29 protein-coding genes are annotated in these 23,034 nt (G+C 68.3%); 28 read left to right on the forward strand and 1 reads right to left on the reverse strand.

Annotated elements, in window-relative coordinates:
- The first annotated feature begins 1 nt into the window (after window position 1).
- From B085_RS0112265 to tuf, 6 genes are all read left to right on the forward strand, one after another.
- Complete coding sequence (locus B085_RS0112265) at window positions 2-3,901, forward strand: DNA-directed RNA polymerase subunit beta' (protein ID WP_018558862.1); 3,900 nt, start codon at window positions 2-4, stop codon at window positions 3,899-3,901.
- A gap of 182 nt (window positions 3,902-4,083) precedes the next feature.
- Window positions 4,084-4,515: a DUF1707 and DUF4190 domain-containing protein gene (locus B085_RS0112270; protein ID WP_026250965.1), complete on the forward strand. Its 432-nt coding sequence runs from the start codon at window positions 4,084-4,086 to the stop codon at window positions 4,513-4,515.
- Window positions 4,516-4,815: 300 nt separating this feature from the next.
- Complete coding sequence (rpsL, locus tag B085_RS0112275) at window positions 4,816-5,187, forward strand: 30S ribosomal protein S12 (protein WP_014144289.1); 372 nt, start codon at window positions 4,816-4,818, stop codon at window positions 5,185-5,187.
- A 2-nt stretch (window positions 5,188-5,189) separates the two neighbouring features.
- Window positions 5,190-5,660 carry a 30S ribosomal protein S7 gene (gene rpsG, locus B085_RS0112280; protein WP_018558864.1) on the forward strand — a complete coding sequence of 157 codons (471 nt, stop codon included), beginning with the start codon at window positions 5,190-5,192 and terminating at the stop codon, window positions 5,658-5,660.
- Between the two features lie 42 nt (window positions 5,661-5,702).
- Window positions 5,703-7,832 carry an elongation factor G gene (gene fusA, locus B085_RS0112285; RefSeq protein WP_018558865.1) on the forward strand — a complete coding sequence of 710 codons (2,130 nt, stop codon included), beginning with the start codon at window positions 5,703-5,705 and terminating at the stop codon, window positions 7,830-7,832.
- A 160-nt stretch (window positions 7,833-7,992) separates the two neighbouring features.
- A complete protein-coding gene (tuf, locus tag B085_RS0112290) occupies window positions 7,993-9,186 on the forward strand; it encodes an elongation factor Tu (RefSeq protein WP_018558866.1) in 1,194 nt (397 codons plus the stop codon).
- A gap of 164 nt (window positions 9,187-9,350) precedes the next feature.
- Here tuf and B085_RS0112295 read toward each other — a convergent pair whose 3' ends face one another.
- Window positions 9,351-11,396, reverse strand: coding sequence for a PIG-L family deacetylase (locus tag B085_RS0112295; RefSeq protein ID WP_018558867.1), 2,046 nt, complete (start codon window positions 11,394-11,396; stop codon window positions 9,351-9,353).
- A gap of 229 nt (window positions 11,397-11,625) precedes the next feature.
- On the opposite strand from B085_RS0112295, the gene B085_RS0112300 reads away from it, so the two are divergent.
- The 22 genes from B085_RS0112300 to rplO all read left to right on the forward strand — a co-directional run bounded on the left by B085_RS0112300 (window position 11,626) and on the right by rplO (window position 22,909).
- Window positions 11,626-12,807, forward strand: coding sequence for a S8 family peptidase (locus B085_RS0112300; RefSeq protein WP_018558868.1), 1,182 nt, complete (start codon window positions 11,626-11,628; stop codon window positions 12,805-12,807).
- A 392-nt stretch (window positions 12,808-13,199) separates the two neighbouring features.
- Window positions 13,200-13,508 (forward strand): 30S ribosomal protein S10, encoded by a 309-nt coding sequence (rpsJ, locus tag B085_RS0112305; protein WP_014144312.1) that lies wholly within the window; start codon window positions 13,200-13,202, stop codon window positions 13,506-13,508.
- Window positions 13,509-13,522: 14 nt separating this feature from the next.
- Entirely contained in the window at window positions 13,523-14,167 is a 645-nt protein-coding gene (rplC, locus tag B085_RS0112310) for a 50S ribosomal protein L3 (RefSeq protein WP_018558869.1), read from the forward strand.
- 4 nt (window positions 14,168-14,171) lie between these two features.
- A complete protein-coding gene (rplD, locus tag B085_RS0112315; protein WP_018558870.1) occupies window positions 14,172-14,831 on the forward strand; it encodes a 50S ribosomal protein L4 in 660 nt (219 codons plus the stop codon).
- Window positions 14,831-15,157 (forward strand): 50S ribosomal protein L23, encoded by a 327-nt coding sequence (rplW, locus tag B085_RS0112320; protein WP_018558871.1) that lies wholly within the window; start codon window positions 14,831-14,833, stop codon window positions 15,155-15,157. The genes rplD and rplW overlap by 1 nt, the downstream gene beginning before the upstream one ends.
- A gap of 47 nt (window positions 15,158-15,204) precedes the next feature.
- Complete coding sequence (gene rplB, locus B085_RS0112325; protein ID WP_018558872.1) at window positions 15,205-16,041, forward strand: 50S ribosomal protein L2; 837 nt, start codon at window positions 15,205-15,207, stop codon at window positions 16,039-16,041.
- Between the two features lie 12 nt (window positions 16,042-16,053).
- A complete protein-coding gene (gene rpsS / locus B085_RS0112330; RefSeq protein ID WP_018558873.1) occupies window positions 16,054-16,335 on the forward strand; it encodes a 30S ribosomal protein S19 in 282 nt (93 codons plus the stop codon).
- Between the two features lie 49 nt (window positions 16,336-16,384).
- On the forward strand, window positions 16,385-16,732 hold the full coding sequence (gene rplV / locus B085_RS0112335) for a 50S ribosomal protein L22 (RefSeq protein ID WP_018558874.1): 348 nt from the start codon (window positions 16,385-16,387) through the stop codon (window positions 16,730-16,732).
- The gene (gene rpsC / locus B085_RS0112340) at window positions 16,732-17,556 is read left to right on the forward strand and encodes a 30S ribosomal protein S3 (RefSeq protein ID WP_018558875.1); all 825 of its coding nucleotides are present in this window, start codon (window positions 16,732-16,734) and stop codon (window positions 17,554-17,556) included. Before rplV ends, rpsC begins: the two co-directional genes overlap by 1 nt.
- A gap of 5 nt (window positions 17,557-17,561) precedes the next feature.
- Window positions 17,562-17,981 carry a 50S ribosomal protein L16 gene (gene rplP / locus B085_RS0112345; RefSeq protein WP_018558876.1) on the forward strand — a complete coding sequence of 140 codons (420 nt, stop codon included), beginning with the start codon at window positions 17,562-17,564 and terminating at the stop codon, window positions 17,979-17,981.
- Window positions 17,981-18,205 (forward strand): 50S ribosomal protein L29, encoded by a 225-nt coding sequence (rpmC, locus tag B085_RS0112350; protein ID WP_018558877.1) that lies wholly within the window; start codon window positions 17,981-17,983, stop codon window positions 18,203-18,205. Before rplP ends, rpmC begins: the two co-directional genes overlap by 1 nt.
- The gene (rpsQ, locus tag B085_RS0112355) at window positions 18,205-18,489 is read left to right on the forward strand and encodes a 30S ribosomal protein S17 (protein ID WP_018558878.1); all 285 of its coding nucleotides are present in this window, start codon (window positions 18,205-18,207) and stop codon (window positions 18,487-18,489) included. The genes rpmC and rpsQ overlap by 1 nt, the downstream gene beginning before the upstream one ends.
- Before the next feature lie 149 nt (window positions 18,490-18,638).
- On the forward strand, window positions 18,639-19,007 hold the full coding sequence (gene rplN / locus B085_RS0112360; RefSeq protein ID WP_004946682.1) for a 50S ribosomal protein L14: 369 nt from the start codon (window positions 18,639-18,641) through the stop codon (window positions 19,005-19,007).
- Between the two features lie 3 nt (window positions 19,008-19,010).
- Window positions 19,011-19,334 carry a 50S ribosomal protein L24 gene (gene rplX / locus B085_RS0112365; RefSeq protein ID WP_018558879.1) on the forward strand — a complete coding sequence of 108 codons (324 nt, stop codon included), beginning with the start codon at window positions 19,011-19,013 and terminating at the stop codon, window positions 19,332-19,334.
- Window positions 19,334-19,891 (forward strand): 50S ribosomal protein L5, encoded by a 558-nt coding sequence (gene rplE, locus B085_RS0112370; protein WP_018558880.1) that lies wholly within the window; start codon window positions 19,334-19,336, stop codon window positions 19,889-19,891. Before rplX ends, rplE begins: the two co-directional genes overlap by 1 nt.
- Before the next feature lie 3 nt (window positions 19,892-19,894).
- Window positions 19,895-20,080: a type Z 30S ribosomal protein S14 gene (locus B085_RS0112375; protein WP_003948630.1), complete on the forward strand. Its 186-nt coding sequence runs from the start codon at window positions 19,895-19,897 to the stop codon at window positions 20,078-20,080.
- A 196-nt stretch (window positions 20,081-20,276) separates the two neighbouring features.
- Window positions 20,277-20,675, forward strand: coding sequence for a 30S ribosomal protein S8 (gene rpsH / locus B085_RS0112380; RefSeq protein WP_018558881.1), 399 nt, complete (start codon window positions 20,277-20,279; stop codon window positions 20,673-20,675).
- Window positions 20,676-20,696: 21 nt separating this feature from the next.
- Window positions 20,697-21,236: a 50S ribosomal protein L6 gene (rplF, locus tag B085_RS0112385; protein WP_018558882.1), complete on the forward strand. Its 540-nt coding sequence runs from the start codon at window positions 20,697-20,699 to the stop codon at window positions 21,234-21,236.
- 3 nt (window positions 21,237-21,239) lie between these two features.
- Window positions 21,240-21,623, forward strand: coding sequence for a 50S ribosomal protein L18 (gene rplR / locus B085_RS0112390; RefSeq protein ID WP_018558883.1), 384 nt, complete (start codon window positions 21,240-21,242; stop codon window positions 21,621-21,623).
- Between the two features lie 41 nt (window positions 21,624-21,664).
- The gene (rpsE, locus tag B085_RS0112395) at window positions 21,665-22,270 is read left to right on the forward strand and encodes a 30S ribosomal protein S5 (RefSeq protein ID WP_003998815.1); all 606 of its coding nucleotides are present in this window, start codon (window positions 21,665-21,667) and stop codon (window positions 22,268-22,270) included.
- Window positions 22,270-22,452, forward strand: coding sequence for a 50S ribosomal protein L30 (gene rpmD, locus B085_RS0112400; protein ID WP_018558884.1), 183 nt, complete (start codon window positions 22,270-22,272; stop codon window positions 22,450-22,452). The genes rpsE and rpmD overlap by 1 nt, the downstream gene beginning before the upstream one ends.
- Before the next feature lies 1 nt (window position 22,453).
- Window positions 22,454-22,909, forward strand: coding sequence for a 50S ribosomal protein L15 (gene rplO, locus B085_RS0112405; protein ID WP_018558885.1), 456 nt, complete (start codon window positions 22,454-22,456; stop codon window positions 22,907-22,909).
- Window positions 22,910-23,034 lie beyond the last annotated feature (125 nt).

Genomic DNA, 23,034 nt, shown 5'->3' on the forward strand with positions numbered 1-23,034 from the left:
AGTGCTCGACGTCAACTTCTTCGACGAGCTGCGGATCGGCCTTGCGACCGCGGACGACATCCGGCAGTGGTCCCATGGCGAGGTCAAGAAGCCAGAGACCATCAACTACCGCACCCTGAAGCCCGAGAAGGACGGACTCTTCTGCGAGAAGATCTTCGGCCCCACCCGGGACTGGGAGTGCTACTGCGGCAAGTACAAGCGTGTCCGCTTCAAGGGCATCATCTGCGAGCGCTGCGGCGTCGAGGTCACTCGCGCCAAGGTGCGTCGTGAGCGGATGGGCCACATCGAGCTGGCCGCTCCCGTGACCCACATCTGGTACTTCAAGGGCGTTCCGTCGCGGCTGGGCTACCTGCTCGACCTCGCCCCGAAGGACCTCGAGAAGGTCATCTACTTCGCCGCCTACATGATCACGTGGGTGGACGACGAGCGTCGCACCCGCGACCTGTCCTCGCTGGAGGCCCAGGTCTCCGTCGAGCGTCAGCAGATCGAGCAGCGCCGTGACTCGGACATCGAGTCCCGGCAGAAGAAGCTCGAGGCCGACCTCGGCGAGCTGGAGGCCGAGGGCGCCAAGTCCGACGTGCGCCGCAAGGTGCGCGAGGGCGCCGAGCGTGAGATGAAGCAGCTGCGCGACCGTGCCCAGCGCGAGCTCGACCGGCTCGACGAGGTGTGGTCCCGCTTCAAGAACCTCAAGGTCCAGGACCTGGAGGGTGACGAGCTGCTCTACCGCGAGCTGCGGGAGCGCTTCGGCACCTACTTCCAGGGTTCGATGGGTGCCGCGGCGCTGCAGAAGCGCCTGGAGTCCTTCGACCTCGACGAGGAGGCCGCCAAGCTCCGCGAGATCATCCGTACCGGCAAGGGCCAGAAGAAGACCCGTGCGCTCAAGCGCCTCAAGGTCGTCTCCGCCTTCCTGCAGACCACCAACAAGCCGCAGGGCATGGTGCTGGACTGCGTCCCGGTGATCCCGCCGGACCTGCGTCCGATGGTGCAGCTGGACGGTGGCCGCTTCGCGACCTCCGACCTGAACGACCTGTACCGCCGCGTCATCAACCGCAACAACCGCCTCAAGCGCCTCCTCGACCTCGGTGCCCCCGAGATCATCGTGAACAACGAGAAGCGCATGCTTCAGGAGGCCGTCGACGCGCTCTTCGACAACGGCCGCCGCGGCCGCCCGGTCACGGGCCCCGGCAACCGTCCGCTGAAGTCGCTGTCCGACATGCTCAAGGGCAAGCAGGGCCGGTTCCGTCAGAACCTGCTCGGCAAGCGCGTCGACTACTCGGCCCGTTCGGTCATCGTGGTCGGCCCGCAGCTCAAGCTGCACCAGTGCGGTCTGCCCAAGGCCATGGCGCTGGAGCTCTTCAAGCCGTTCGTGATGAAGCGCCTGGTGGACCTGAACCACGCGCAGAACATCAAGTCGGCCAAGCGCATGGTCGAGCGCGGCCGCACGGTCGTGTACGACGTGCTCGAAGAGGTCATCGCCGAGCACCCGGTGCTGCTGAACCGTGCGCCGACCCTGCACCGCCTCGGCATCCAGGCCTTCGAGCCGCAGCTGGTCGAGGGCAAGGCCATCCAGATCCACCCGCTCGTCTGCACCGCGTTCAACGCGGACTTCGACGGTGACCAGATGGCCGTGCACCTGCCGCTGTCCGCGGAGGCGCAGGCCGAGGCCCGCATCCTGATGCTGTCCTCGAACAACATCCTCAAGCCCGCCGACGGCCGTCCGGTGACGATGCCGACGCAGGACATGGTCCTGGGTCTGTTCTTCCTCACCACGGACGCGGAGGAGCGCGAGCTCCGGGGCGAGGGCCGGGCGTTCGGCTCGACCGCCGAGGCGATCATGGCCTTCGACGCGCGCGAGCTCTCGCTGCAGTCGAGGATCGACATCCGCTTCCCGATCGGGACCGTCCCGCCGCGCGGCTGGACCCCGCCGGCGGACGTCGAGGGCGAGGAGCCCTGGCAGCTCGGCGACTCCTTCCGGCTGAACACGACCCTGGGCCGTGCGCTCTTCAACGAGCTGCTGCCCGAGGACTACCCGTTCGTGGACTACCCGGTGGGCAAGAAGCAGCTCTCCGAGATCGTCAACGACCTCGCCGAGCGGTACCCGAAGGTCATCGTGGCGGCGACGCTCGACAACCTGAAGGCGTCCGGCTTCCACTGGGCGACCCGTTCCGGCGTCACCGTGGCCGTCTCCGACATCGTCGTGCCCGAGGCCAAGAAGGCCATCATCGCGGGCTACGAGGCTCAGGACGAGAAGGTCCAGAAGCAGTACGAGCGCGGTCTGATCACCAAGGACGAGCGCACGCAGGAGCTCATCGCGATCTGGACCAAGGCGACCAACGAGGTCGCCGAGGCGATGAACGCGAACTTCCCGAAGACCAACCCGATCTTCATGATGGTCGACTCGGGTGCCCGCGGAAACATGATGCAGATGCGTCAGATCGCGGGTATGCGTGGCCTGGTGTCCAACGCGAAGAACGAGACCATCCCGCGGCCGATCAAGGCGTCGTTCCGCGAGGGTCTCACCGTGCTGGAGTACTTCATCTCCACCCACGGTGCCCGTAAGGGTCTCGCGGACACCGCTCTGCGTACCGCCGACTCCGGTTACCTGACGCGTCGACTGGTCGACGTCTCCCAGGACGTCATCATCCGCGAGGAGGACTGCGGCACCGAGCGCGGCCTCAAGCTGGCGATCGCCGAGCGTTCCGAGGACGGTTCGCTGCGCAAGACGGACGACGTCGAGACCAGCGTGTACGCGCGCTGCCTCGCCGAGGACGTCGTGGTGGACGGCAAGGTGCTGGCCACCGCCGGCACCGACCTGGGCGACGTGCTCATCGAGCAGCTCATCCGCAACGGCGTCGAGGAGGTCAAGACCCGCTCGGTCCTGACCTGCGAGTCCGCGGTGGGTACCTGCGCGATGTGCTACGGCCGTTCGCTCGCGACCGGCAAGCTGGTGGACATCGGTGAGGCGGTCGGCATCATCGCCGCCCAGTCCATCGGTGAGCCCGGCACCCAGCTGACGATGCGTACCTTCCACACCGGTGGTGTGGCCGGTGACGACATCACCCAGGGTCTGCCGCGTGTCGTCGAGCTCTTCGAGGCGCGTACCCCCAAGGGTGTCGCCCCGATCTCGGAGGCGGCCGGCCGCATCCGGATCGAGGAGACGGAGAAGACCAAGAAGATCGTCATCACCCCGGACGACGGTGCAGAGGAGATCGCCTACCCGATCTCCAAGCGTGCCCGTCTGCTGGTGGGCGAGGGCGACCACGTCGAGGTCGGCGAGCGGCTGACCGTGGGTGCCACCAACCCGCACGACGTGCTGCGCATCCTGGGTCAGCGGGCCGTCCAGGTCCACCTGGTCGGGGAGGTGCAGAAGGTCTACAACTCGCAGGGTGTGTCGATCCACGACAAGCACATCGAGATCATCATCCGGCAGATGCTCCGCCGGGTGACGATCATCGAGTCCGGCGACGCGGAGCTGCTGCCGGGCGAGCTGGTCGAGCGCGGCCGCTTCGAGACCGAGAACCGTCGGGTCGTGGCGGAGGGTGGCCACCCGGCCTCCGGCCGTCCGCAGCTGATGGGTATCACCAAGGCCTCGCTGGCCACCGAGTCCTGGCTGTCGGCCGCCTCCTTCCAGGAGACGACCCGAGTCCTGACGGACGCGGCGATCCACGCCAAGTCCGACTCGCTGCTGGGCCTCAAGGAGAACGTCATCATCGGCAAGCTCATCCCGGCGGGTACGGGTCTGGCCCGTTACCGCAACATCCGGGTCGAGCCGACCGAGGAGGCCAAGGCCGCGATGTACTCGGCCGTCGGCTACGACGACATCGACTACAGCCCGTTCGGCACCGGCTCCGGCCAGGCCGTCCCGCTGGAGGACTACGACTACGGCCCGTACAACGGCTGAGTCGTCCGCTCGAGGCCGCTGGGCGGCCATCCCTTCGGGGGTGGCCGCCCAGCGGCTTTCCGCCGTCCTGGGCGGGCCTGTGGGGCCCTGGCGGGCGGGCCGGGCGGGGGAGGGGCGGCGCGGTCCGGCCGACGGTGTGACGGGACACCCTCGGAACGGGTTTTCCGGGGCATAATGGAGCGATGCGGGCTGCGCACGATGATCGCGAGCGTACGGTGGACGTGCTCAAGACGGCGTTCGCCGAAGGGCGGCTGACCCAGCCGGAGTTCGAGGACCGGGTCGGTCTGGCCTACCAGGCGGTGACCTACCAGGAGCTGTACGGACTCACCGTGGACATCCCGCGCCCCCGCCGGCTGCCCACGCCGCCGCCGGCCGTGAACGCAAAGGCGGTCGCCTCGGTGGTCTGCGGCGCGGTGGGGATGTTCGGACTGCTGATCCCCGGGATACCGGCCGTGGTGCTGGGGCACATGGCGCGCCGGGAGATCCGGCGCACGGGCGAGCGGGGCGACGCCCTCGCGGTGTGCGGCCTGGTGATGGGATACCTTCTGACCGCGTTCACGGTCGCGCTCACGGCGATCGTCGTTATGGTGGTAGTGGCGGTCAGTCACGGCTGAGTGCGTTCCCGCGAGCCCCCGGCGGAGCCCGGCGGGAGGGTGCGGCATCGGCCGAGACCATATGTTTTGACCGAAGGCTGAGCGCTGGGTACGCTCTGACCTTGTGCCTGGGGTGTGCCCGGGTTCTCGTGCGTGCACTTGTCCGTACGGGACACCGAGGCCGATACACCGACAAATACGCATTTCGCTTCGACGGAAATCGTATGAGGTGCGCGACACACCCGACCGCGTGGGTCGGTGTGAGCCGCTGAAACCCCAGGTTAGAAGTATCGAGATCGGCACACAGAAACCGGAGAAACGGTGCCTACGATCCAGCAGCTGGTCCGAAAGGGCCGGCAAGACAAGGTCGAGAAGAACAAGACGCCTGCGCTGAAGGGTTCTCCCCAGCGCCGCGGCGTCTGCACGCGCGTCTACACCACCACCCCGAAGAAGCCGAACTCTGCCCTGCGTAAGGTCGCGCGTGTGCGACTGACCAGCGGCATCGAGGTCACCGCTTACATCCCGGGTGAGGGTCACAACCTGCAGGAGCACTCCATCGTGCTCGTGCGTGGTGGCCGTGTGAAGGACCTGCCGGGTGTTCGCTACAAGATCATCCGCGGCTCGCTCGACACCCAGGGTGTCAAGAACCGCAAGCAGGCCCGCAGCCGCTACGGCGCCAAGAAGGAGAAGTAAGAATGCCTCGTAAGGGCCCCGCCCCGAAGCGCCCGGTCATCATCGACCCGGTCTACGGTTCTCCTCTGGTGACGTCGCTCGTCAACAAGATTCTTCTGCACGGGAAGCGCTCCACCGCCGAGCGCATCGTGTACGGCGCCCTCGAGGGCCTGCGCGAGAAGACCGGGCAGGACCCGGTCATCACGCTCAAGCGCGCCCTGGAGAACGTCAAGCCCTCCCTCGAGGTCAAGTCCCGCCGTGTCGGTGGCGCGACCTACCAGGTGCCGATCGAGGTCCGCCCCGGCCGTGCCAACACCCTGGCGCTGCGCTGGCTGGTGGGTTACTCCCGCGCCCGCCGCGAGAAGACCATGACCGAGCGTCTGATGAACGAGCTGATGGACGCCAGCAACGGTCTGGGCGCCGCGGTCAAGCGTCGCGAGGACACCCACAAGATGGCCGAGTCCAACAAGGCCTTCGCGCACTACCGCTGGTAGTCCGCGCCCCCATCGAGAGAACCGAGAGAAGACTGAAGCCTTATGGCTACCACTTCACTTGACCTGGCCAGGGTCCGCAACATCGGGATCATGGCCCACATCGACGCGGGCAAGACGACGACCACCGAGCGGATCCTGTTCTACACCGGTGTCTCGTACAAGATCGGCGAAGTCCACGACGGCGCTGCCACGATGGACTGGATGGAGCAGGAGCAGGAGCGCGGCATCACGATCACGTCCGCCGCGACGACCTGTCACTGGCCGCTGGAGAACGTCGATCACACGATCAACATCATCGACACGCCGGGTCACGTCGACTTCACCGTCGAGGTGGAGCGTTCCCTGCGCGTGCTCGACGGTGCTGTCACGGTGTTCGACGGTGTCGCCGGCGTCGAGCCGCAGTCCGAGACCGTGTGGCGTCAGGCCGACCGCTACGGCGTGCCGCGTATCTGCTTCGTCAACAAGCTGGACCGGACCGGTGCCGAGTTCCACCGCTGCGTCGACATGATCGTGGACCGCCTGGGCGCGGTTCCGCTGGTCATGCAGCTGCCGATCGGTGCCGAGGCCGACTTCAAGGGCGTGGTCGACCTCGTCCAGATGAAGGCCCTCGTGTGGTCCGCCGAGGCCACCAAGGGTGAGATGTACGACGTCGTCGACATCCCGGACACCCACACCGAGGCCGCCGACGAGTGGCGCGGCAAGCTGCTCGAGGCCGTCGCCGAGAACGACGAGGAGATGATGGAGCTGTACCTGGAGGGCACCGAGCCCAGCCAGGAGCAGCTGATCGCGGCCATCCGCCGCATCACCCTCGCCTCCAAGGGCGGCGCGGGCTCCGTCACCGTCACCCCGGTGTTCTGCGGCACCGCGTTCAAGAACAAGGGCGTCCAGCCCCTGCTCGACGCGGTCGTGCGCTACCTGCCGTCGCCGCTGGACGTCGAGGCCATCGAGGGCCACGCCGTCGGCGACGCCGAGCAGATCATCAAGCGCAAGCCGTCGGACGACGAGCCCTTCTCCGGCCTCGCGTTCAAGATCATGAGCGACCCGCACCTCGGCAAGCTCACCTTCGTCCGGGTGTACTCGGGCCGCCTGGAGTCCGGCAGTTCCGTGCTGAACTCCGTCAAGGGCAAGAAGGAGCGCATCGGCAAGATCTACCGCATGCACGCGAACAAGCGTGAGGAGATCGAGTCGGTGGGCGCCGGCGACATCGTCGCCGTCATGGGCCTGAAGCAGACCACCACCGGTGAGACGCTGTCCGACGACAAGAACCCGGTGATCCTGGAGTCCATGGACTTCCCGGCTCCGGTCATCCAGGTCGCGATCGAGCCCAAGTCCAAGGGCGACCAGGAGAAGCTGGGTGTCGCCATCCAGCGTCTCTCGGAGGAGGACCCCTCCTTCCAGGTCCACTCGGACGAGGAGACCGGTCAGACGATCATCGGCGGCATGGGCGAGCTGCACCTCGAGGTGCTGGTCGACCGCATGAAGCGTGAGTTCAAGGTCGAGGCGAACGTGGGCAAGCCCCAGGTCGCCTACCGCGAGACCATCCGCAAGACGGTCGAGCGGATCGACTACACGCACAAGAAGCAGACCGGTGGTACCGGCCAGTTCGCGAAGGTGCAGATCGCGCTGGAGCCGCTGGAGGGCGGAGACGCCTCCTACGAGTTCGTCAACAAGGTCACCGGTGGCCGCATCCCCCGCGAGTACATCCCGTCGGTGGACGCGGGCGCCCAGGAGGCCATGAAGTTCGGCATCCTGGCCGGCTACGAGATGGTCGGCGTTCGCGTCATCCTTCTCGACGGTGGCTACCACGAGGTCGACTCCTCCGAGCTGGCGTTCAAGATCGCCGGTTCGCAGGCCTTCAAGGAGGGCGCCCGCAAGGCGAGCCCCGTCCTCCTCGAGCCGATGATGGCCGTCGAGGTCACCACGCCCGAGGAGTCCATGGGCGACGTCATCGGCGACCTCAACTCCCGCCGTGGCCAGATCCAGGCCATGGAGGAGCGCAGTGGCGCCCGGGTCGTCAAGGGCCTGGTGCCGCTTTCGGAGATGTTCGGCTACGTCGGCGACCTCCGCAGCAAGACGTCGGGTCGCGCGAGCTACTCGATGCAGTTCGACTCCTACGCCGAGGTTCCCAAGAACGTCGCCGAGGAGATCATCGCGAAGGCCAAGGGCGAGTAACCCAGCAGTTGTTCTCGCACTAGGCTTGACCGGGAGGCTTAGGGGTATTCCGCCGCGAACCGCAAGGGGAGCGTCGGATGCCCCGGCCGCCCGTAACCCAGCAAAGATCACCCTGGCGCCGATGAAGTAAGGCGTACAGCAACTCCCCAGGAGGACCCCAGTGGCGAAGGCGAAGTTCGAGCGGACTAAGCCGCACGTCAACATCGGCACCATCGGTCACATCGACCACGGTAAGACCACTCTTACCGCTGCGATCACCAAGGTGCTGCACGACGCGTACCCGGACCTGAACCCCTTCACGCCGTTCGACCAGATCGACAAGGCGCCGGAGGAGCGTCAGCGCGGTATCACCATCTCCATCGCGCACGTCGAGTACCAGACCGACGCGCGCCACTACGCGCACGTCGACTGCCCGGGTCACGCGGACTACATCAAGAACATGATCACCGGTGCCGCGCAGATGGACGGCGCCATCCTCGTGGTCGCCGCCACCGACGGTCCGATGCCGCAGACCAAGGAGCACGTGCTCCTGGCCCGCCAGGTCGGCGTTCCCTACATCGTCGTCGCGCTGAACAAGGCCGACATGGTCGACGACGAGGAGATCCTGGAGCTCGTCGAGCTCGAGGTCCGTGAGCTGCTCTCCGAGTACGAGTTCCCGGGCGACGACCTGCCGGTCGTCCGCGTCTCCGCGCTGAAGGCGCTGGAGGGCGACAAGGAGTGGGGCGAGAAGCTCCTCGGTCTGATGAAGGCCGTGGACGAGTCCGTCCCCACCCCCGAGCGCGACGTCGACAAGCCGTTCCTGATGCCGATCGAGGACGTCTTCACGATCACCGGTCGTGGCACCGTCGTCACCGGTCGTATCGAGCGCGGTATCCTCAAGGTCAACGAGACCGTCGACATCATCGGCATCAAGACCGAGAAGACCACCACCACGGTCACCGGTATCGAGATGTTCCGCAAGCTGCTCGACGAGGGCCAGGCCGGTGAGAACGTCGGTCTGCTGCTCCGCGGCATCAAGCGCGAGGACGTCGAGCGCGGCCAGGTCATCATCAAGCCGGGTACGGTCACGCCGCACACCGACTTCGAGGCCCAGGCCTACATCCTGTCGAAGGACGAGGGTGGTCGTCACACCCCGTTCTTCAACAACTACCGCCCGCAGTTCTACTTCCGTACCACGGACGTGACCGGCGTCGTGACCCTCCCCGAGGGCACCGAGATGGTCATGCCGGGCGACAACACCGCCATGACGGTCGCGCTGATCCAGCCGATCGCCATGGAGGAGGGCCTGAAGTTCGCCATCCGCGAGGGTGGCCGGACCGTCGGCGCCGGCCAGGTCACCAAGATCCTGAAGTAAGGATCCCGGCGATCTGCCGCTTGCCGTAGGCGAGTTGCACGAGGGCCCCGGCCCACCGCGTGAGCGGTGGGCCGGGGCCCTCGCCGTTGTCCCGGGACCCGTTGTCCCGGGACCCGTTGTCCCGGGACCCGTTGTCCCGGGACCCGTTGTCCTTGGGCCGGGGCCTAGACCGGGGTGCGCAGTTCCGGCCGCCAGATCCAGGGGGACGCGTCCGCCCCGAACCCCGCGACGGCCGGCCGGGCGCCGGGGCGGGCGTGCAGGGCCGGGAAGCCGTATCCGGGGGTGCCGGGGCGCAGCGCGCCGGCCGGTTGGGCGAGACCGGCCACGCGGACGGCGCCGTCGGCGGCGCGGCCGGCGAGCAGGCCGTGGGCCTGGGCGATCGGGCCGTAGCCGTCGAAGGTCCGCGGCCGGTCCGGTCCGGCCGCCGCACGGACGGCGCCGAGCCGGTGGACGACGAGTTCGTCGCTCGCGGGCGGCCGGTAGACCAGTGACAGCGAGCCGTCGGGCTCCGCCGCGGCGGCGGGGGGATCGGCCGGGACCGGAAGTGCGGTCAGCGCGCGCCAGGTGAACGGCCGGCCCGGCGCGTCCTGGGACCAGTGGTGTACGGCCGTCCGCCCCGCGGCGAACACATGGACCCGTGCGTCGCGGTCCACGACCGCGCTCAGCCCGTCCTGGACCTCGCCGCCGCCGAGGTCCTGCCAGCCGCCCCAGATGCCGTCGGGCTCCCGTACGCGGGTGCTGAGGCCCTTGGCGGCGTTGCGTACGAACAGGTGCACCCGGCCGTCCGGGGCGGCCACCGCGACGGGCACGCCGATCCTGCGCCCCCGGTCCGGGTCGTCCTCGGGGGAGCCGAGCCCCTGCCAGTCGCGGCCCTTCTCCAGCACCACCACGTCCCTGGTGTTCGCCGCCCGGTCGCTGCCCAGGGAGGCGAACCGCAGCGCGAACAGCAGCGGCCCGCCGCCTGCCGGGTCGGCGACGACACTCAGCGCGGGGGCGAGCGGCCCGCCGCCCAGGTCCCGCGGCGGGCCCCAGCGTCCGCTGCCGGGGACCGTCTCCCGCCAGCGCACCGCGCGCGTGCCGAGCACGCCGTGGGCCACCAGCCGCCCCTGGGCGTCGGTCCCCGGGACGAGGCGGGTGCCGGGGTGACGGTAATGGGTGCTGCGCACCCAGCCCTTGCGGTTGGTGAGCGGTCTGCCCATGCCGACCGGGTAGTCGCCGCAGCCGGAGGGATCGCCGCACGGCCAGTCGGGGGCGCCGCCGTACGGGGCGAGGTAGCCGGCCTTGCGGCGCAGCAGCGCGGGCGGCAGGTTGTGGGGCCAGTGGCGGTTGTAGTAGCCGCGGTAGGCCGTCGTCAGGAAGGCGGGCGCGACGCCCTCGCTGCGGGCCACGGTGTCGGCGTGGCGGGCGATGGCCTTCCAGGCGAAGAGCGCGGTCGCCGTGTGGTCCCAGTGGTCGCTGTAGCCCAGCTGCTCGATGTCCCGCCGCCGGGTGACCTGGTTGGCCTCCAGGTCCGGATCGGGGTCGAGGGTGTGGACGACGGTCGGCCGGTAGCGCTCCAGCAGCCCGGCGAGCACGTCCACCAGGACCTCGTGCGTGTAGGTGTCCGTGGCGGTGTTGGGCGAGCCGGCGGAGGCGAAGGTCGGCAGCGTCATGCCGGGCAGCTGCCACAACTGCGGCAGCCCGACCCTGGCGGTCGTGCCGTGCATGGCGAGGTTGAGGAAGACCAGCACCGCCTCGCGGTCGCCCACGCGCAGCTCGTCGACCTCGGCGGACATGCCGTGGGCCAGCCGCGTGGTGCCGCGCCGCCAGGGCGTGAAGATGTCGGTGCCGAGCATCGCCGCGTACGCCTGCCGCAGTCCCTGGTGGCGGGCGGCGGAGTAGGCGGCCTTGTCGGGAGCCGGACGCGGGCGCCCCGGCGGGCGGTTGACGCCGAGCGCCTCGCCCGCGGTGACGTACACCGACACCACGGGGACGCCCGCCTCGACGAGCTGCACGGTGTCCGGGTTCATGAAGTACAGCTCGTCGTCGGGATGCGCCAGCACCTGGAGCAGCCGCGCTCCGCCGGCCGTGCTCCGGAACGCCAGGGGAGCGGGCGCCGGCTCCGGGCCGGTGGCCGCGCCGCCTGTCCGGGAGCAGCCGCCCACGGCGACCGTCGCGGTGCCGGCGGCGAGGACGGAGAGGAAGCGCCGGCGGGTGGGAACGATCTTCACGCCACGCTAGAGGGCCGTTGCGCCCGGGAGGTTGCCGCGCGCCGTTGCGGCGTGCGCCACTCGGGCGACGCGCGCACGTCACCGAGAGGCAAACCGCCCCGATGGCGGCGTCGACGGACCGACGTGCCCGCTCGCCCGATCGGCGCACTGCGCGAGCAGGGCGTGAGCACTCGGTGTTACGACTTGTGACGTTCGGTGCACACCCGTACGAGTCCCCGAGGAGCCCGCCATGCGCCTGTCCCAGCGCCGGGCAGTGGTCGCCGCCGCCGCCCTGACGGCCGTCCTGCCCGCCCTCGGCGGGGCCGTCGCGGCACCGGAGCCGCCGGGGGCCCCGCTGAGGATGGCGGCGCAGGGCGGCATCACCGGGCAGTACCTGGTGATGCTGCGACCGGGCACGGACCCGGGCACGGTGCTGCGCAGCGTCGAGGCGCGGGCGATGTTCACGTACACCAGCGCGCTGGTGGGCTTCGCCGCCCGGCTGACGGACGGACAGGTCACGCGGCTGCGCGCGGTGCCCGGGGTGGAGGCCGTGGAGCAGGACGCCGAGGTCGCGGCACCGAAGCCGGCCGCGCAGACGGCGGCGGCCGCCGCCGGGGCGTCCTGGGGCCTGGCCCGCATCGGCAGCCGGGCCCGCGACGGCGCGGCCCTCGGTGTGCGGGCGACGGGCGCCAAGGTCACCTCGTATGTCATCGACACCGGTATCGACTTCGGGCACGCCGAGTTCGGCGGGCGGGCGGCGCCCGGGTTCGACGCGGTGGAGGACGGCCGGGACGGCGCCGACTGCAACGGCCACGGCACGCACGTCGCGGGTACCGTCGGCGGCGCCACCACCGGGGTCGCCAGGGCCACGAAGCTGGTCTCGGTGCGGGTGCTGGGCTGCGACGGCCGCGGGTCGGTGGCCACGGTGGTCGCCGGGATGAACTGGGTGGCGGCCCACGCGGTGCGTCCCGCGGTCGCCAACCTGTCGACCGGCGGCGCCCACAGCGACGCGGCCGACCGCGCGGTGGAGGGGCTGGCGGCCGCAGGGGTCTTCCCGGTCGTCGCCGCGGGCAACTCCGACGAGGACGCCTGCGGGGTCTCCCCGGCCGGCGCGCCGGGCGCGTTCACGGTGGCCGCGATCGACGAGTCGGACCGCAAGGCGTCCTTCAGCAACTGGGGCGGCTGCGTGGACATCAGCGCCCCGGGGACGGGGATCACCTCAGCGGCCATGGGCGGCGGTCTGGTCCGCATGAGCGGCACCTCGATGGCCGCCCCGCACGTCACGGGAGTGGCGGCGCTCTACAAGGACACGTACGGGGACGCCGACACGCCCTTCCTCGCCTCCTGGCTGCTCGCCAACGCCACCCCCGGTGTCCCCGTGGACGCCCCAACCGGCACCCCGCGGCTGCTGGTGTACACATCCGGACTCTGACCCGGGTTTGGGGGAGCGGGGCCGGGGGGTAAGGTACTGCGCCCCGATTGGCGTCCGGCCCGTCCGGTATGGCAGACTAGCCGGGTTGCTCGGTCGAGTGCCGATGCTGCGCGCCTCCCGTCGGGAGGACCGGAAGCGAGTCCCACAGTACTCGTCGCCACTCTCCGCCCCAGGCGGGGTGGCGGACGTACGGGAATCTTCCGGGAAGCGTCAGCGGGGTGCTCGCCAGGCGCTCGGTGGGTGTCTTCTCCCACGTATCCCCTCCCTGAGGGTCTCCGCCATGCGGAGATTTAAGGGAAGGGAAGCGACACGCCCGACCGCGTGGGTCGGAGAAGACGGTCGAACCACCGAGTTCCAGAGCGTTCACTAGCAGACAGGACTACGAAGTAGCCATGGCGGGACAGAAGATCCGCATCCGGCTCAAGGCCTACGACCACGAGGTCATCGACTCCTCGGCGAAGAAGATCGTCGAGACGGTGACGCGTACTGGTGCGCAGGTCGCGGGCCCGGTGCCGCTGCCCACTGAGAAGAACGTGTACTGCGTCATCAAGTCGCCGCACAAGTACAAGGACTCGCGCGAGCACTTCGAGATGCGCACGCACAAGCGCCTGATCGACATCCTCGACCCGACGCCCAAGACCGTTGACTCGTTGATGCGCCTGGACCTTCCGGCCGGCGTCGACATCGAGATCAAGCTCTGAGAGGCGCGGAACAGATGGCTAAGCAGATCAAGGGCATCCTGGGCGAGAAGCTCGGCATGACCCAGGTCTGGGACGAGAACAACCGTGTCGTCCCGGTGACCGTGGTCAAGGCCGGTCCGAACGTCGTGACCCAGGTGCGCACGAACGACGTCGACGGTTACGAGTCGGTCCAGATCGCCTTCGGCGAGATCGACCCGCGCAAGGTGAACAAGCCCCTCAAGGGCCACTTCGCCAAGGCCGACGTGACCCCCCGCCGCCACCTGGTGGAGCTCCGCACTGCGGACGCCGCCGAGTACACCCTCGGCCAGGAGATCACCGCCGAGGTGTTCGAGGCCGGCGTGAAGGTGGACGTCACCGGCAAGAGCAAGGGCAAGGGCTTCGCCGGTGTCATGAAGCGTCACAACTTCAAGGGCCTCGGCGCCGGTCACGGCACCCAGCGCAAGCACCGCTCTCCCGGCTCCATCGGTGGCTGCGCCACCCCGGGCCGTGTGTTCAAGGGTCTGCGCATGGCGGGCCGCATGGGCAACGAGCGGGTCACCACCCAGAACCTGACCGTCCACGCTGTTGACGCGGAGAAGGGCCTGCTGCTCATCAAGGGCGCGGTTCCCGGCCCGAACGGCGGCCTCGTCCTGGTCCGCACCGCGGCCAAGGGGGCCTGAGGATATGAGCACCATTGACATTCTGTCGCCCGCCGGCGACAAGACCGGGACCGTTGAGCTCCCGGGCGAGATCTTCGACGCGAAGGTCAGCATCCCGCTGATCCACCAGGTCGTCGTGGCGCAGCTGGCCGCCGCCCGTCAGGGCACGCACAAGGTCAAGACGCGTGGCGAGGTCCGCGGTGGCGGCAAGAAGCCGTACCGCCAGAAGGGCACCGGCCGCGCCCGTCAGGGTTCGACCCGCGCCCCGCAGTTCGCCGGTGGTGGCGTCGTGCACGGTCCCGTGCCGCGTGACTACTCGCAGCGGACCCCGAAGAAGATGAAGGCCGCCGCCCTGCGCGGTGCCCTCACCGACCGGGCGCGTCACAACCGCATCCACGTCGTGACCGGCGTCGTCGAGGGCGAGGCCCCGTCGACGAAGGCCGCGAAGACGCTGCTGGGCAAGATCAGCGACCGCAAGAACGTGCTGCTCGTCGCCGACCGCGCCGAAGAGGTCGCGTGGCTCTCCGCCCGCAACCTGCCCCAGGTCCACATCCTGGAGGCCGGCCAGCTGAACACGTACGACGTGCTCGTCTCCGACGACGTGGTCTTCACCAAGGCCGCCTTCGACCGGTTCATCGGTGTCCCCGGTTCCGGCGCCGCCGAGACCGAAGGGAGCGACGCCTGATGGCCGAGCAGACCGCGATCACCAGTAAGACCTTCACGGACCACCGTGACATCCTGGTCAAGCCGGTGGTCTCCGAGAAGAGCTACGCGCTGCTGGACGAGAACAAGTACACGTTCGTCGTCGACCCGCGTGCCAACAAGACCCAGATCAAGCAGGCCGTCGAGGCGGTCTTCTCGGTCAAGGTCACCGGGGTCAACACGATCAACCGTCAGGGTAAGCGCAAGCGCACCAAGACCGGTTTCGGCAAGCGCAAGGACACCAAGCGCGCCATCGTGACCCTCGCTGAGGGCGACCGCATCGACATCTTCGGCGGCCCGGTCTCCTAACGGAGGCCGGAACGTTCAGAAGTCCGGAATCTTCCGAGGACTGAGAAATGGGTATCCGCAAGTACAAGCCGACGACCCCGGGCCGTCGTGGCTCCAGCGTCGCCGACTTCGTCGAGATCACGCGGTCCACGCCGGAGAAGTCGCTGGTCCGCCCCCTGCACAGCAAGGGCGGCCGTAACAACGCCGGTCGTGTGACCGTTCGCCACCAGGGCGGTGGCCACAAGCGCGCCTACCGCGTGATCGACTTCCGTCGTCACGACAAGGACGGCGTGCCGGCCAAGGTCGCGCACATCGAGTACGACCCCAACCGCACCGCGCGCATCGCGCTGCTCCACTACGCGGACGGCGAGAAGCGCTACATCCTGGCCCCGGCCAAGCTGAGCCAGGGTGACCGGATCGAGAACGGCCCTGGCGCCGACATCAAGCCGGGCAACAACCTGCCGCTGCGCTACATCCCGGTGGGTACGACCGTCCACGCCATCGAGCTGCGTCCCGGCGGCGGCGCGAAGATCTCCCGTTCCGCGGGTTCTTCCGTGCAGCTGCTGGCGAAGGAGGGCTCCATGGCCACCCTTCGCATGCCCTCCGGTGAAGTCCGGCTGGTCGACGCGCGCTGCCGCGCCACCATCGGCGAGGTCGGCAACGCCGAGCAGTCGAACATCAACTGGGGCAAGGCCGGCCGTATGCGCTGGAAGGGCGTCCGCCCGACCGTCCGCGGCGTGGCCATGAACCCCGTCGACCACCCGCACGGTGGTGGTGAGGGCAAGACCTCCGGTGGTCGCCACCCGGTCAGCCCGTGGGGCCAGAAGGAAGGTCGTACTCGCTCGCCGAAGAAGGCCAGCAGCAAGTACATCGTCCGCCGCCGCAAGACGAACAAGAAGCGCTAGGAGCGGGTTTAGATGCCGCGTAGTCTCAAGAAGGGGCCCTTCGTCGACGACCACCTGATCAAGAAGGTGGACGTTCAGAACGAGGCCGGTACCCACAACGTCATCAAGACCTGGTCCCGCCGCTCGATGATCATCCCGGCGATGCTGGGCCACACGATCGCGGTGCACGACGGCCGTAAGCACGTCCCGGTGTTTGTCACCGAGTCGATGGTCGGCCACAAGCTCGGCGAGTTCGCGCCGACCCGCACCTTCCGCGGCCACGAGAAGGACGACCGCAAGTCGCGTCGTCGCTGACCTGCGGAGCGGAACAGTGACGACACAGACAGACACCGAAGGGACAACCATGGAAGCCAGGGCCCAGGCGCGGTACATCCGCGTCACGCCCATGAAGGCCCGCCGCGTGGTGGACCTCATCCGTGGCATGAGTGCCACGGAGGCTCAGGCGGTCCTGCGTTTCGCCCCGCAGGCCGCGAGCGTGCCGGTGGGCAAGGTGCTCGACAGCGCCATTGCCAACGCCGCGCACAACTACGACCACACCGACGCCCAGTCGCTGTACATCAGCGAGGCGTTCGTGGACGAGGGCCCGACCCTGAAGCGGTTCCGTCCGCGTGCGCAGGGCCGTGCCTACCGGATCCGTAAGCGGACCAGCCACATCACCGTGGTCGTCAGCAGCAAGGAAGGAACCCGGTAATGGGCCAGAAGGTTAACCCGTACGGGTTCCGCCTCGGCATCACCACGGACTTCAAGTCCCGCTGGTACGCCGACAAGCTGTACAAGGACTACGTCAAGGAAGACGTCGCCATCCGCCGGATGATGACGCAGGGCATGGAGCGGGCCGGCATCTCGAAGGTCGAGATCGAGCGCACCCGCGACCGCGTCCGCGTCGACATCCACACCGCCCGGCCGGGCATCGTCATCGGCCGTCGCGGCGCGGAGGCCGACCGCATCCGCGGTGACCTGGAGAAGCTGACCGGCAAGCAGGTCCAGCTGAACATCCTCGAGGTCAAGAACCCGGAGACGGACGCTCAGCTGGTGGCCCAGGCCGTCGCCGAGCAGCTGTCCTCCCGCGTCTCCTTCCGTCGTGCCATGCGCAAGTCGATGCAGAGCACGATGAAGGCCGGCGCCAAGGGCATCAAGATCCAGTGCGGTGGCCGTCTCGGCGGCGCCGAGATGTCCCGCTCGGAGTTCTACCGCGAGGGTCGCGTCCCGCTGCACACCCTGCGCGCCAATGTCGACTACGGCTTCTTCGAGGCCCGTACGACCTTCGGCCGCATCGGCGTGAAGGTGTGGATCTACAAGGGCAATGTCAAGAACATCGCCGAGGTCCGCGCCGACAACGCCGCCGCCCGTGCCGGCAACCGTCCGGCCCGTGGTGGTGGCAACGACCGTCCGCAGCGCCGCGGTGGCGAGCGCGGCGGCCGTGGCCGTCGTCCCCAGGGTGACGCCCAGGCCCCCAAGGCCGAGGTGACCACCGCTGAGGCTCCGGCCGCGGAGACCACCGGAACGGAGGCCTGACCCCCATGCTGATCCCCCGTCGGGTCAAGCACCGTAAGCAGCACCACCCGAAGCGTGATGGCATGGCCAAGGGTGGCACCGAGCTGGCGTTCGGTGAGTACGGCATCCAGGCCGTCACCCCCGCGTACGTGACGAACCGGCAGATCGAGTCCGCTCGTATCGCCATCACCCGTCACATCCGCCGTGGCGGCAAGGTCTGGATCAACATCTACCCGGACCGTCCGCTCACGAAGAAGCCGGCCGAAACCCGCATGGGTTCCGGTAAGGGCTCCCCGGAGTGGTGGGTCGCGAACGTCAAGCCCGGTCGGGTGATGTTCGAGCTGTCCTTCCCGAACGAGAAGGTTGCGCGTGAGGCGCTCACCCGAGCCGCCCACAAGCTTCCGATGAAGTGCCGGATCGTCCGGCGCGAGGCAGGTGAGCTGTAATGGCGGCCGGTACCAAGGCGACCGAGCTGCGCCAGCTGGGCGACGAGGAACTCGTCGGCAAGCTGCGTGAGGCCAAGGAGGAGCTGTTCAACCTCCGCTTCCAGGCGGCCACCGGACAGCTCGAGAACAACTCCCGGCTGAAGGTTGTCCGCAAGGACATCGCCCGGATCTACACCCTCATGCGTGAGCGTGAGCTCGGCATCGAGACGGTGGAGAGCGCCTGATGAGCGAGAAGAATGTGACTGAGAGCAGCGAGCAGCGCGGCGACCGCAAGACCCGTGAGGGCCTCGTGGTCAGCGACAAGATGGACAAGACCGTTGTGGTCGCCGTCGAGGACCGTGTGAAGCACGCCCTGTACGGCAAGGTCATCCGCCGTACCAACAAGCTCAAGGCGCACGACGAGCAGAACGCCGCGGGCGTCGGCGACCGTGTCCTCCTCATGGAGACCCGGCCGCTGTCCGCGAGCAAGCGCTGGCGCGTCGTCGAGATCCTCGAGAAGGCCAAGTAACACCGCTCGGCCGGCCGGGCCGCGCGACCCGTTCGCGCGGCCCGGCCCCGGCCGGCACGTAATTCCTGCGGGGGGTTCCCCGCAGGACGGTTCCGCCAGGCTCTCCGGGCCCGCCCCGGAGGGAACCGGCAGACGATCAGGAGATAGACGTGATCCAGCAGGAGTCGCGACTTCGTGTCGCCGACAACACGGGCGCAAAGGAGATCCTTTGCATCCGTGTGCTCGGTGGCTCCGGTCGCCGCTACGCGGGAATCGGTGACGTCATCGTCGCCACCGTCAAGGACGCGATCCCCGGTGGCAACGTGAAGAAGGGCGACGTCGTCAAGGCGGTCGTCGTGCGCACCGTCAAGGAGCGCCGCCGTCCCGACGGTTCGTACATTCGTTTCGACGAGAACGCGGCCGTCATCCTCAAGAACGACGGTGACCCCCGCGGCACCCGCATCTTCGGCCCCGTGGGCCGGGAGCTGCGCGAGAAGAAGTTCATGAAGATCGTCTCGCTCGCGCCGGAGGTGCTGTAACCGATGAAGATCAAGAAGGGCGACCTGGTCCAGGTCATCACCGGTAAGGACAAGGGCAAGCAGGGCAAGGTCATCGCGGCCTACCCCACTGAGGACCGTGTCCTGGTCGAGGGTGTCAACCGGGTCAAGAAGCACACCAAGGCCGGCCAGACCGCTCGCGGTTCGAAGACCGGCGGCATCATCACGACCGAGGCGCCCGTCCACGTCTCCAACGTCCAGCTGGTCGTTGAGAAGGACGGCAACAAGGTCGTGACTCGCGTCGGCTACCGCTTCGACGACGAGGGCAACAAGATCCGCGTTGCCAAGCGGACGGGTGAGGACATCTGATGACTGCCACCACTTCGCCTCGTCTGAAGGCGCGCTACCGCGAGGAGATCGCGGGCAAGATGCGTGACGAGTTCCAGTACGAGAACGTCATGCAGATCCCCGGCCTCACCAAGATCGTGGTCAACATGGGTGTGGGCGACGCCGCCCGCGACTCCAAGCTGATCGAGGGCGCGATCCGCGACCTCACCACGATCACCGGCCAGAAGCCGGCCGTCACCAAGGCCCGGAAGTCCATCGCGCAGTTCAAGCTGCGTGAGGGTCAGCCGATCGGCGCCCACGTCACCCTCCGCGGTGACCGCATGTGGGAGTTCCTGGACCGTCTGCTGTCGCTCGCGCTCCCGCGCATCCGCGACTTCCGCGGTCTGTCGCCGAAGCAGTTCGACGGCCGTGGCAACTACACCTTCGGTCTCACGGAGCAGGTCATGTTCCACGAGATCGACCAGGACAAGATCGACCGCACCCGGGGTATGGACATCACCGTGGTGACCACGGCGACCAACGACGCTGAGGGCCGCGCGCTCCTTCGTCACCTCGGCTTCCCGTTCAAGGAGGCGTGAGCCGTGGCGAAGAAGGCTCTTATCGCGAAGGCCGCCCGCAAGCCCAAGTTCGGCGTGCGTGGCTACACGCGCTGCCAGCGCTGTGGCCGTCCGCACTCCGTGTACCGCAAGTTCGGCCTCTGCCGCGTGTGCCTTCGTGAGATGGCGCACCGCGGTGAGCTGCCGGGCGTGACCAAGAGCTCCTGGTAGACCACCAGGGCTCTCGGTAAGCAGATGAGTGGCGGGAGCCCAGCCCTGAATACCGTAGGGTAGAAGGGTTGGGCGCCCGCCGCCCATGACCGTCTTACTACGCCGTAGGTCCCCGCGCCGCACCCGTCCCCAGCCTTATGGGGGAGAGGGATGGCGCATATAGGAAACCCCGGCGAGAGAGGCCTAAGGCCATCACATGACCATGACTGACCCGATCGCAGACATGCTGACGCGTCTGCGGAACGCGAACTCCGCGTACCACGACGAGGTCACCATGCCGTTCAGCAAGATCAAGTCGCACATCGCGGAGATCCTCCAGCAGGAGGGCTACATCCAGGGCTGGAAGGTCGAGGACGCCGAGGTCGGCAAGAACCTCACCATCGACCTGAAGTTCGGTCCGAACCGCGAGCGCTCGATCGCCGGCATCAAGCGCATCAGCAAGCCCGGTCTGCGGGTCTATGCAAAGTCCACCAACCTGCCGAAGGTGCTCGGCGGCCTGGGCGTGGCGATCATCTCCACCTCCCACGGTCTCCTCACCGACAAGCAGGCCAACAAGAAGGGCGTGGGTGGGGAAGTCCTCGCCTACGTCTGGTAGTCGGGAAACGGAGGTATAGCCATGTCGCGTATTGGACGGCTGCCCATCCCGGTTCCCGCCGGCGTGGACGTCACCATCGATGGCCGGACGGTCTCGGTGAAGGGCCCCAAGGGTTCCCTGACCCACACCGTTGCCGCGCCGATCGACATCGTCAAGAGCGAGGACGGCACCCTTCAGGTGTCGCGTCCGAACGACGAGCGTATGAACAAGGCCCTGCACGGCCTGTCCCGCACGCTGGTGGCGAACATGATCACCGGCGTGACCGCGGGCTACGTGAAGAAGCTCGAGATCAGCGGTGTCGGCTACCGCGTCCAGGCGAAGGGCTCCAACCTGGAGTTCGCCCTGGGCTACAGCCACCCGATCCTGGTCGAGGCCCCGGAGGGCATCTCCTTCAAGGTCGAGAGCCCCACCAAGTTCTCGGTCGAGGGCATCGACAAGCAGAAGGTCGGCGAGGTCGCCGCGAACATCCGCAAGCTGCGGAAGCCCGACCCGTACAAGGCCAAGGGCGTCAAGTACGAGGGCGAAGTCATCCGCCGCAAGGTCGGAAAGGCTGGTAAGTAAGCCATGGCATACGGCGTGAAGATCGCCAAGGGCGACGCTTACAAGGGCGCTGCCAAGAAGCGTCGCCACATCCGCGTCCGCAAGCGGATCTCGGGCACCGAGGTGCGTCCGCGCCTGGTCGTGACCCGTTCCAACCGGGGCATCACGGCGCAGGTCATCGACGACCTGAAGGGCCACACCCTGGCCTCGGCCTCGCACCTGGACACCTCGATCCGGGGTGCCGAGGGTGACAAGACCGAGCAGGCGAAGAAGGTCGGCCAGCTGGTCGCCGAGCGGGCCAAGGCGGCCGGCGTCGGGACCGTTGTGTTCGACCGCGGTGGCAACCGGTACGCCGGTCGCATCGCTGCCCTGGCCGACGCCGCCCGCGAAGCCGGGCTCGGTTTCTGAGCCGGTTCCGTAGCTAGCGGAAACAGAGAGAGGTAAATCCAATGGCTGGACCCCAGCGCCGCGGTGGCGGTGCCGGTGGCGGCGAGCGGCGGGACCGGAAGGGCCGTGACGGCGGCGCAGCTGCCGCCGAGAAGACCGCGTACGTTGAGCGCGTCGTCGCGATCAACCGCGTCGCCAAGGTTGTGAAGGGTGGTCGTCGCTTCAGCTTCACCGCGCTGGTCGTGGTGGGCGATGGTGACGGCACCGTGGGTGTCGGTTACGGCAAGGCCAAGGAGGTGCCGGCCGCCATCGCCAAGGGCGTTGAGGAGGCCAAGAAGCACTTCTTCAAGGTCCCCCGTATCCAGGGCACCATCCCCCACCCGATCCAGGGCGAGAAGGCCGCGGGCGTCGTCCTGCTCAAGCCTGCTTCCCCCGGTACGGGTGTGATCGCCGGTGGTCCGGTGCGCGCCGTTCTGGAGTGCGCCGGCATCCACGACGTGCTGTCGAAGTCGCTCGGCTCCGACAACGCGATCAACATCGTGCACGCCACGGTGGAGGCTCTGAAGGGCCTGCAGCGCCCCGAGGAGATCGCCGCGCGTCGTGGTCTGCCGCTCGAGGACGTGGCTCCGGCCGCTCTGCTGCGTGCGCGTGCTGGGGTGGGTGCGTGATGGCTCGCCTCAAGGTCACGCAGGTCAAGTCCTACATCGGCAGCAAGCAGAACCACCGTGACACCCTACGTTCGCTCGGCCTGAAGCGGCTGAACGACGTCGTGGTCAAGGAGGACCGCCCGGAGATCCGCGGCATGGTCCACACCGTCCGCCACCTCGTCACGGTCGAGGAGGTCGACTGACATGGGAGAGCAGTCTCCGCTGAAGGTCCACAACCTCCGTCCGGCCCCGGGCGCCAAGACCGCCAAGACCCGTGTCGGTCGTGGTGAGGGCTCCAAGGGCAAGACGGCCGGTCGTGGTACCAAGGGCACGAAGGCCCGTTACCAGGTTCCGGAGCGCTTCGAGGGTGGGCAGATGCCCCTCCACATGCGCCTCCCGAAGCTGAAGGGCTTCAAGAACCCGTTCCGCACCGAGTTCCAGGTCGTGAACCTGGACAAGCTGGCCGCGCTCTACCCCGAGGGTGGCGAGGTCACGGTGGCCGACCTGGTCGCCAAGGGTGCCGTGCGGAAGAACCAGCTCGTCAAGGTGCTCGGCACCGGCGAGGTCTCCGTGGCGCTGCAGGTGACCGTTGACGCGGTCTCCGGCTCCGCCAAGGAGAAGATCACCGCCGCGGGCGGCTCGGTCACCGAGCTCGTCTGACAGTGATGCCGCATCCGGCCGGGGATGTTCCGCACTTTCGTGCGGGGCATCCCCGGTTGGTCATTCCGGGGACGGATGCTCGCCGGTAAGGTGGGCCGGGCTAGTCTTGCGGAGCCTGTGCGCTG

This window comes from Streptomyces sp. BoleA5 (genome assembly GCF_000373665.1).
Classification (GTDB): Bacteria; Actinomycetota; Actinomycetes; order Streptomycetales; family Streptomycetaceae; genus Actinacidiphila.

Excerpts from the sequence above, each read along its gene's own strand:
- B085_RS0112270 (WP_026250965.1), top strand. The coding sequence starts at position 4,084 with ATGCGGGCTGCGCACGATGATCGCGAGCGTACGGTGGACGTGCTCAAG.
- rpsG (WP_018558864.1), top strand. The coding sequence starts at position 5,190 with ATGCCTCGTAAGGGCCCCGCCCCGAAGCGCCCGGTCATCATCGACCCG.
- fusA (WP_018558865.1), top strand. The coding sequence starts at position 5,703 with ATGGCTACCACTTCACTTGACCTGGCCAGGGTCCGCAACATCGGGATC.
- B085_RS0112300 (WP_018558868.1), top strand. The coding sequence starts at position 11,626 with ATGCGCCTGTCCCAGCGCCGGGCAGTGGTCGCCGCCGCCGCCCTGACG.
- rpsJ (WP_014144312.1), top strand. The coding sequence starts at position 13,200 with ATGGCGGGACAGAAGATCCGCATCCGGCTCAAGGCCTACGACCACGAG.
- rplC (WP_018558869.1), top strand. The coding sequence starts at position 13,523 with ATGGCTAAGCAGATCAAGGGCATCCTGGGCGAGAAGCTCGGCATGACC.
- rplD (WP_018558870.1), top strand. The coding sequence starts at position 14,172 with ATGAGCACCATTGACATTCTGTCGCCCGCCGGCGACAAGACCGGGACC.
- rplW (WP_018558871.1), top strand. The coding sequence starts at position 14,831 with ATGGCCGAGCAGACCGCGATCACCAGTAAGACCTTCACGGACCACCGT.
- rplB (WP_018558872.1), top strand. The coding sequence starts at position 15,205 with ATGGGTATCCGCAAGTACAAGCCGACGACCCCGGGCCGTCGTGGCTCC.
- rpsS (WP_018558873.1), top strand. The coding sequence starts at position 16,054 with ATGCCGCGTAGTCTCAAGAAGGGGCCCTTCGTCGACGACCACCTGATC.
- rplV (WP_018558874.1), top strand. The coding sequence starts at position 16,385 with ATGGAAGCCAGGGCCCAGGCGCGGTACATCCGCGTCACGCCCATGAAG.
- rpsC (WP_018558875.1), top strand. The coding sequence starts at position 16,732 with ATGGGCCAGAAGGTTAACCCGTACGGGTTCCGCCTCGGCATCACCACG.
- rplP (WP_018558876.1), top strand. The coding sequence starts at position 17,562 with ATGCTGATCCCCCGTCGGGTCAAGCACCGTAAGCAGCACCACCCGAAG.
- rpmC (WP_018558877.1), top strand. The coding sequence starts at position 17,981 with ATGGCGGCCGGTACCAAGGCGACCGAGCTGCGCCAGCTGGGCGACGAG.
- rpsQ (WP_018558878.1), top strand. The coding sequence starts at position 18,205 with ATGAGCGAGAAGAATGTGACTGAGAGCAGCGAGCAGCGCGGCGACCGC.
- rplX (WP_018558879.1), top strand. The coding sequence starts at position 19,011 with ATGAAGATCAAGAAGGGCGACCTGGTCCAGGTCATCACCGGTAAGGAC.
- rplE (WP_018558880.1), top strand. The coding sequence starts at position 19,334 with ATGACTGCCACCACTTCGCCTCGTCTGAAGGCGCGCTACCGCGAGGAG.
- rpsH (WP_018558881.1), top strand. The coding sequence starts at position 20,277 with ATGACCATGACTGACCCGATCGCAGACATGCTGACGCGTCTGCGGAAC.
- rplF (WP_018558882.1), top strand. The coding sequence starts at position 20,697 with ATGTCGCGTATTGGACGGCTGCCCATCCCGGTTCCCGCCGGCGTGGAC.
- rplR (WP_018558883.1), top strand. The coding sequence starts at position 21,240 with ATGGCATACGGCGTGAAGATCGCCAAGGGCGACGCTTACAAGGGCGCT.
- rpsE (WP_003998815.1), top strand. The coding sequence starts at position 21,665 with ATGGCTGGACCCCAGCGCCGCGGTGGCGGTGCCGGTGGCGGCGAGCGG.
- rpmD (WP_018558884.1), top strand. The coding sequence starts at position 22,270 with ATGGCTCGCCTCAAGGTCACGCAGGTCAAGTCCTACATCGGCAGCAAG.
- rplO (WP_018558885.1), top strand. The coding sequence starts at position 22,454 with ATGGGAGAGCAGTCTCCGCTGAAGGTCCACAACCTCCGTCCGGCCCCG.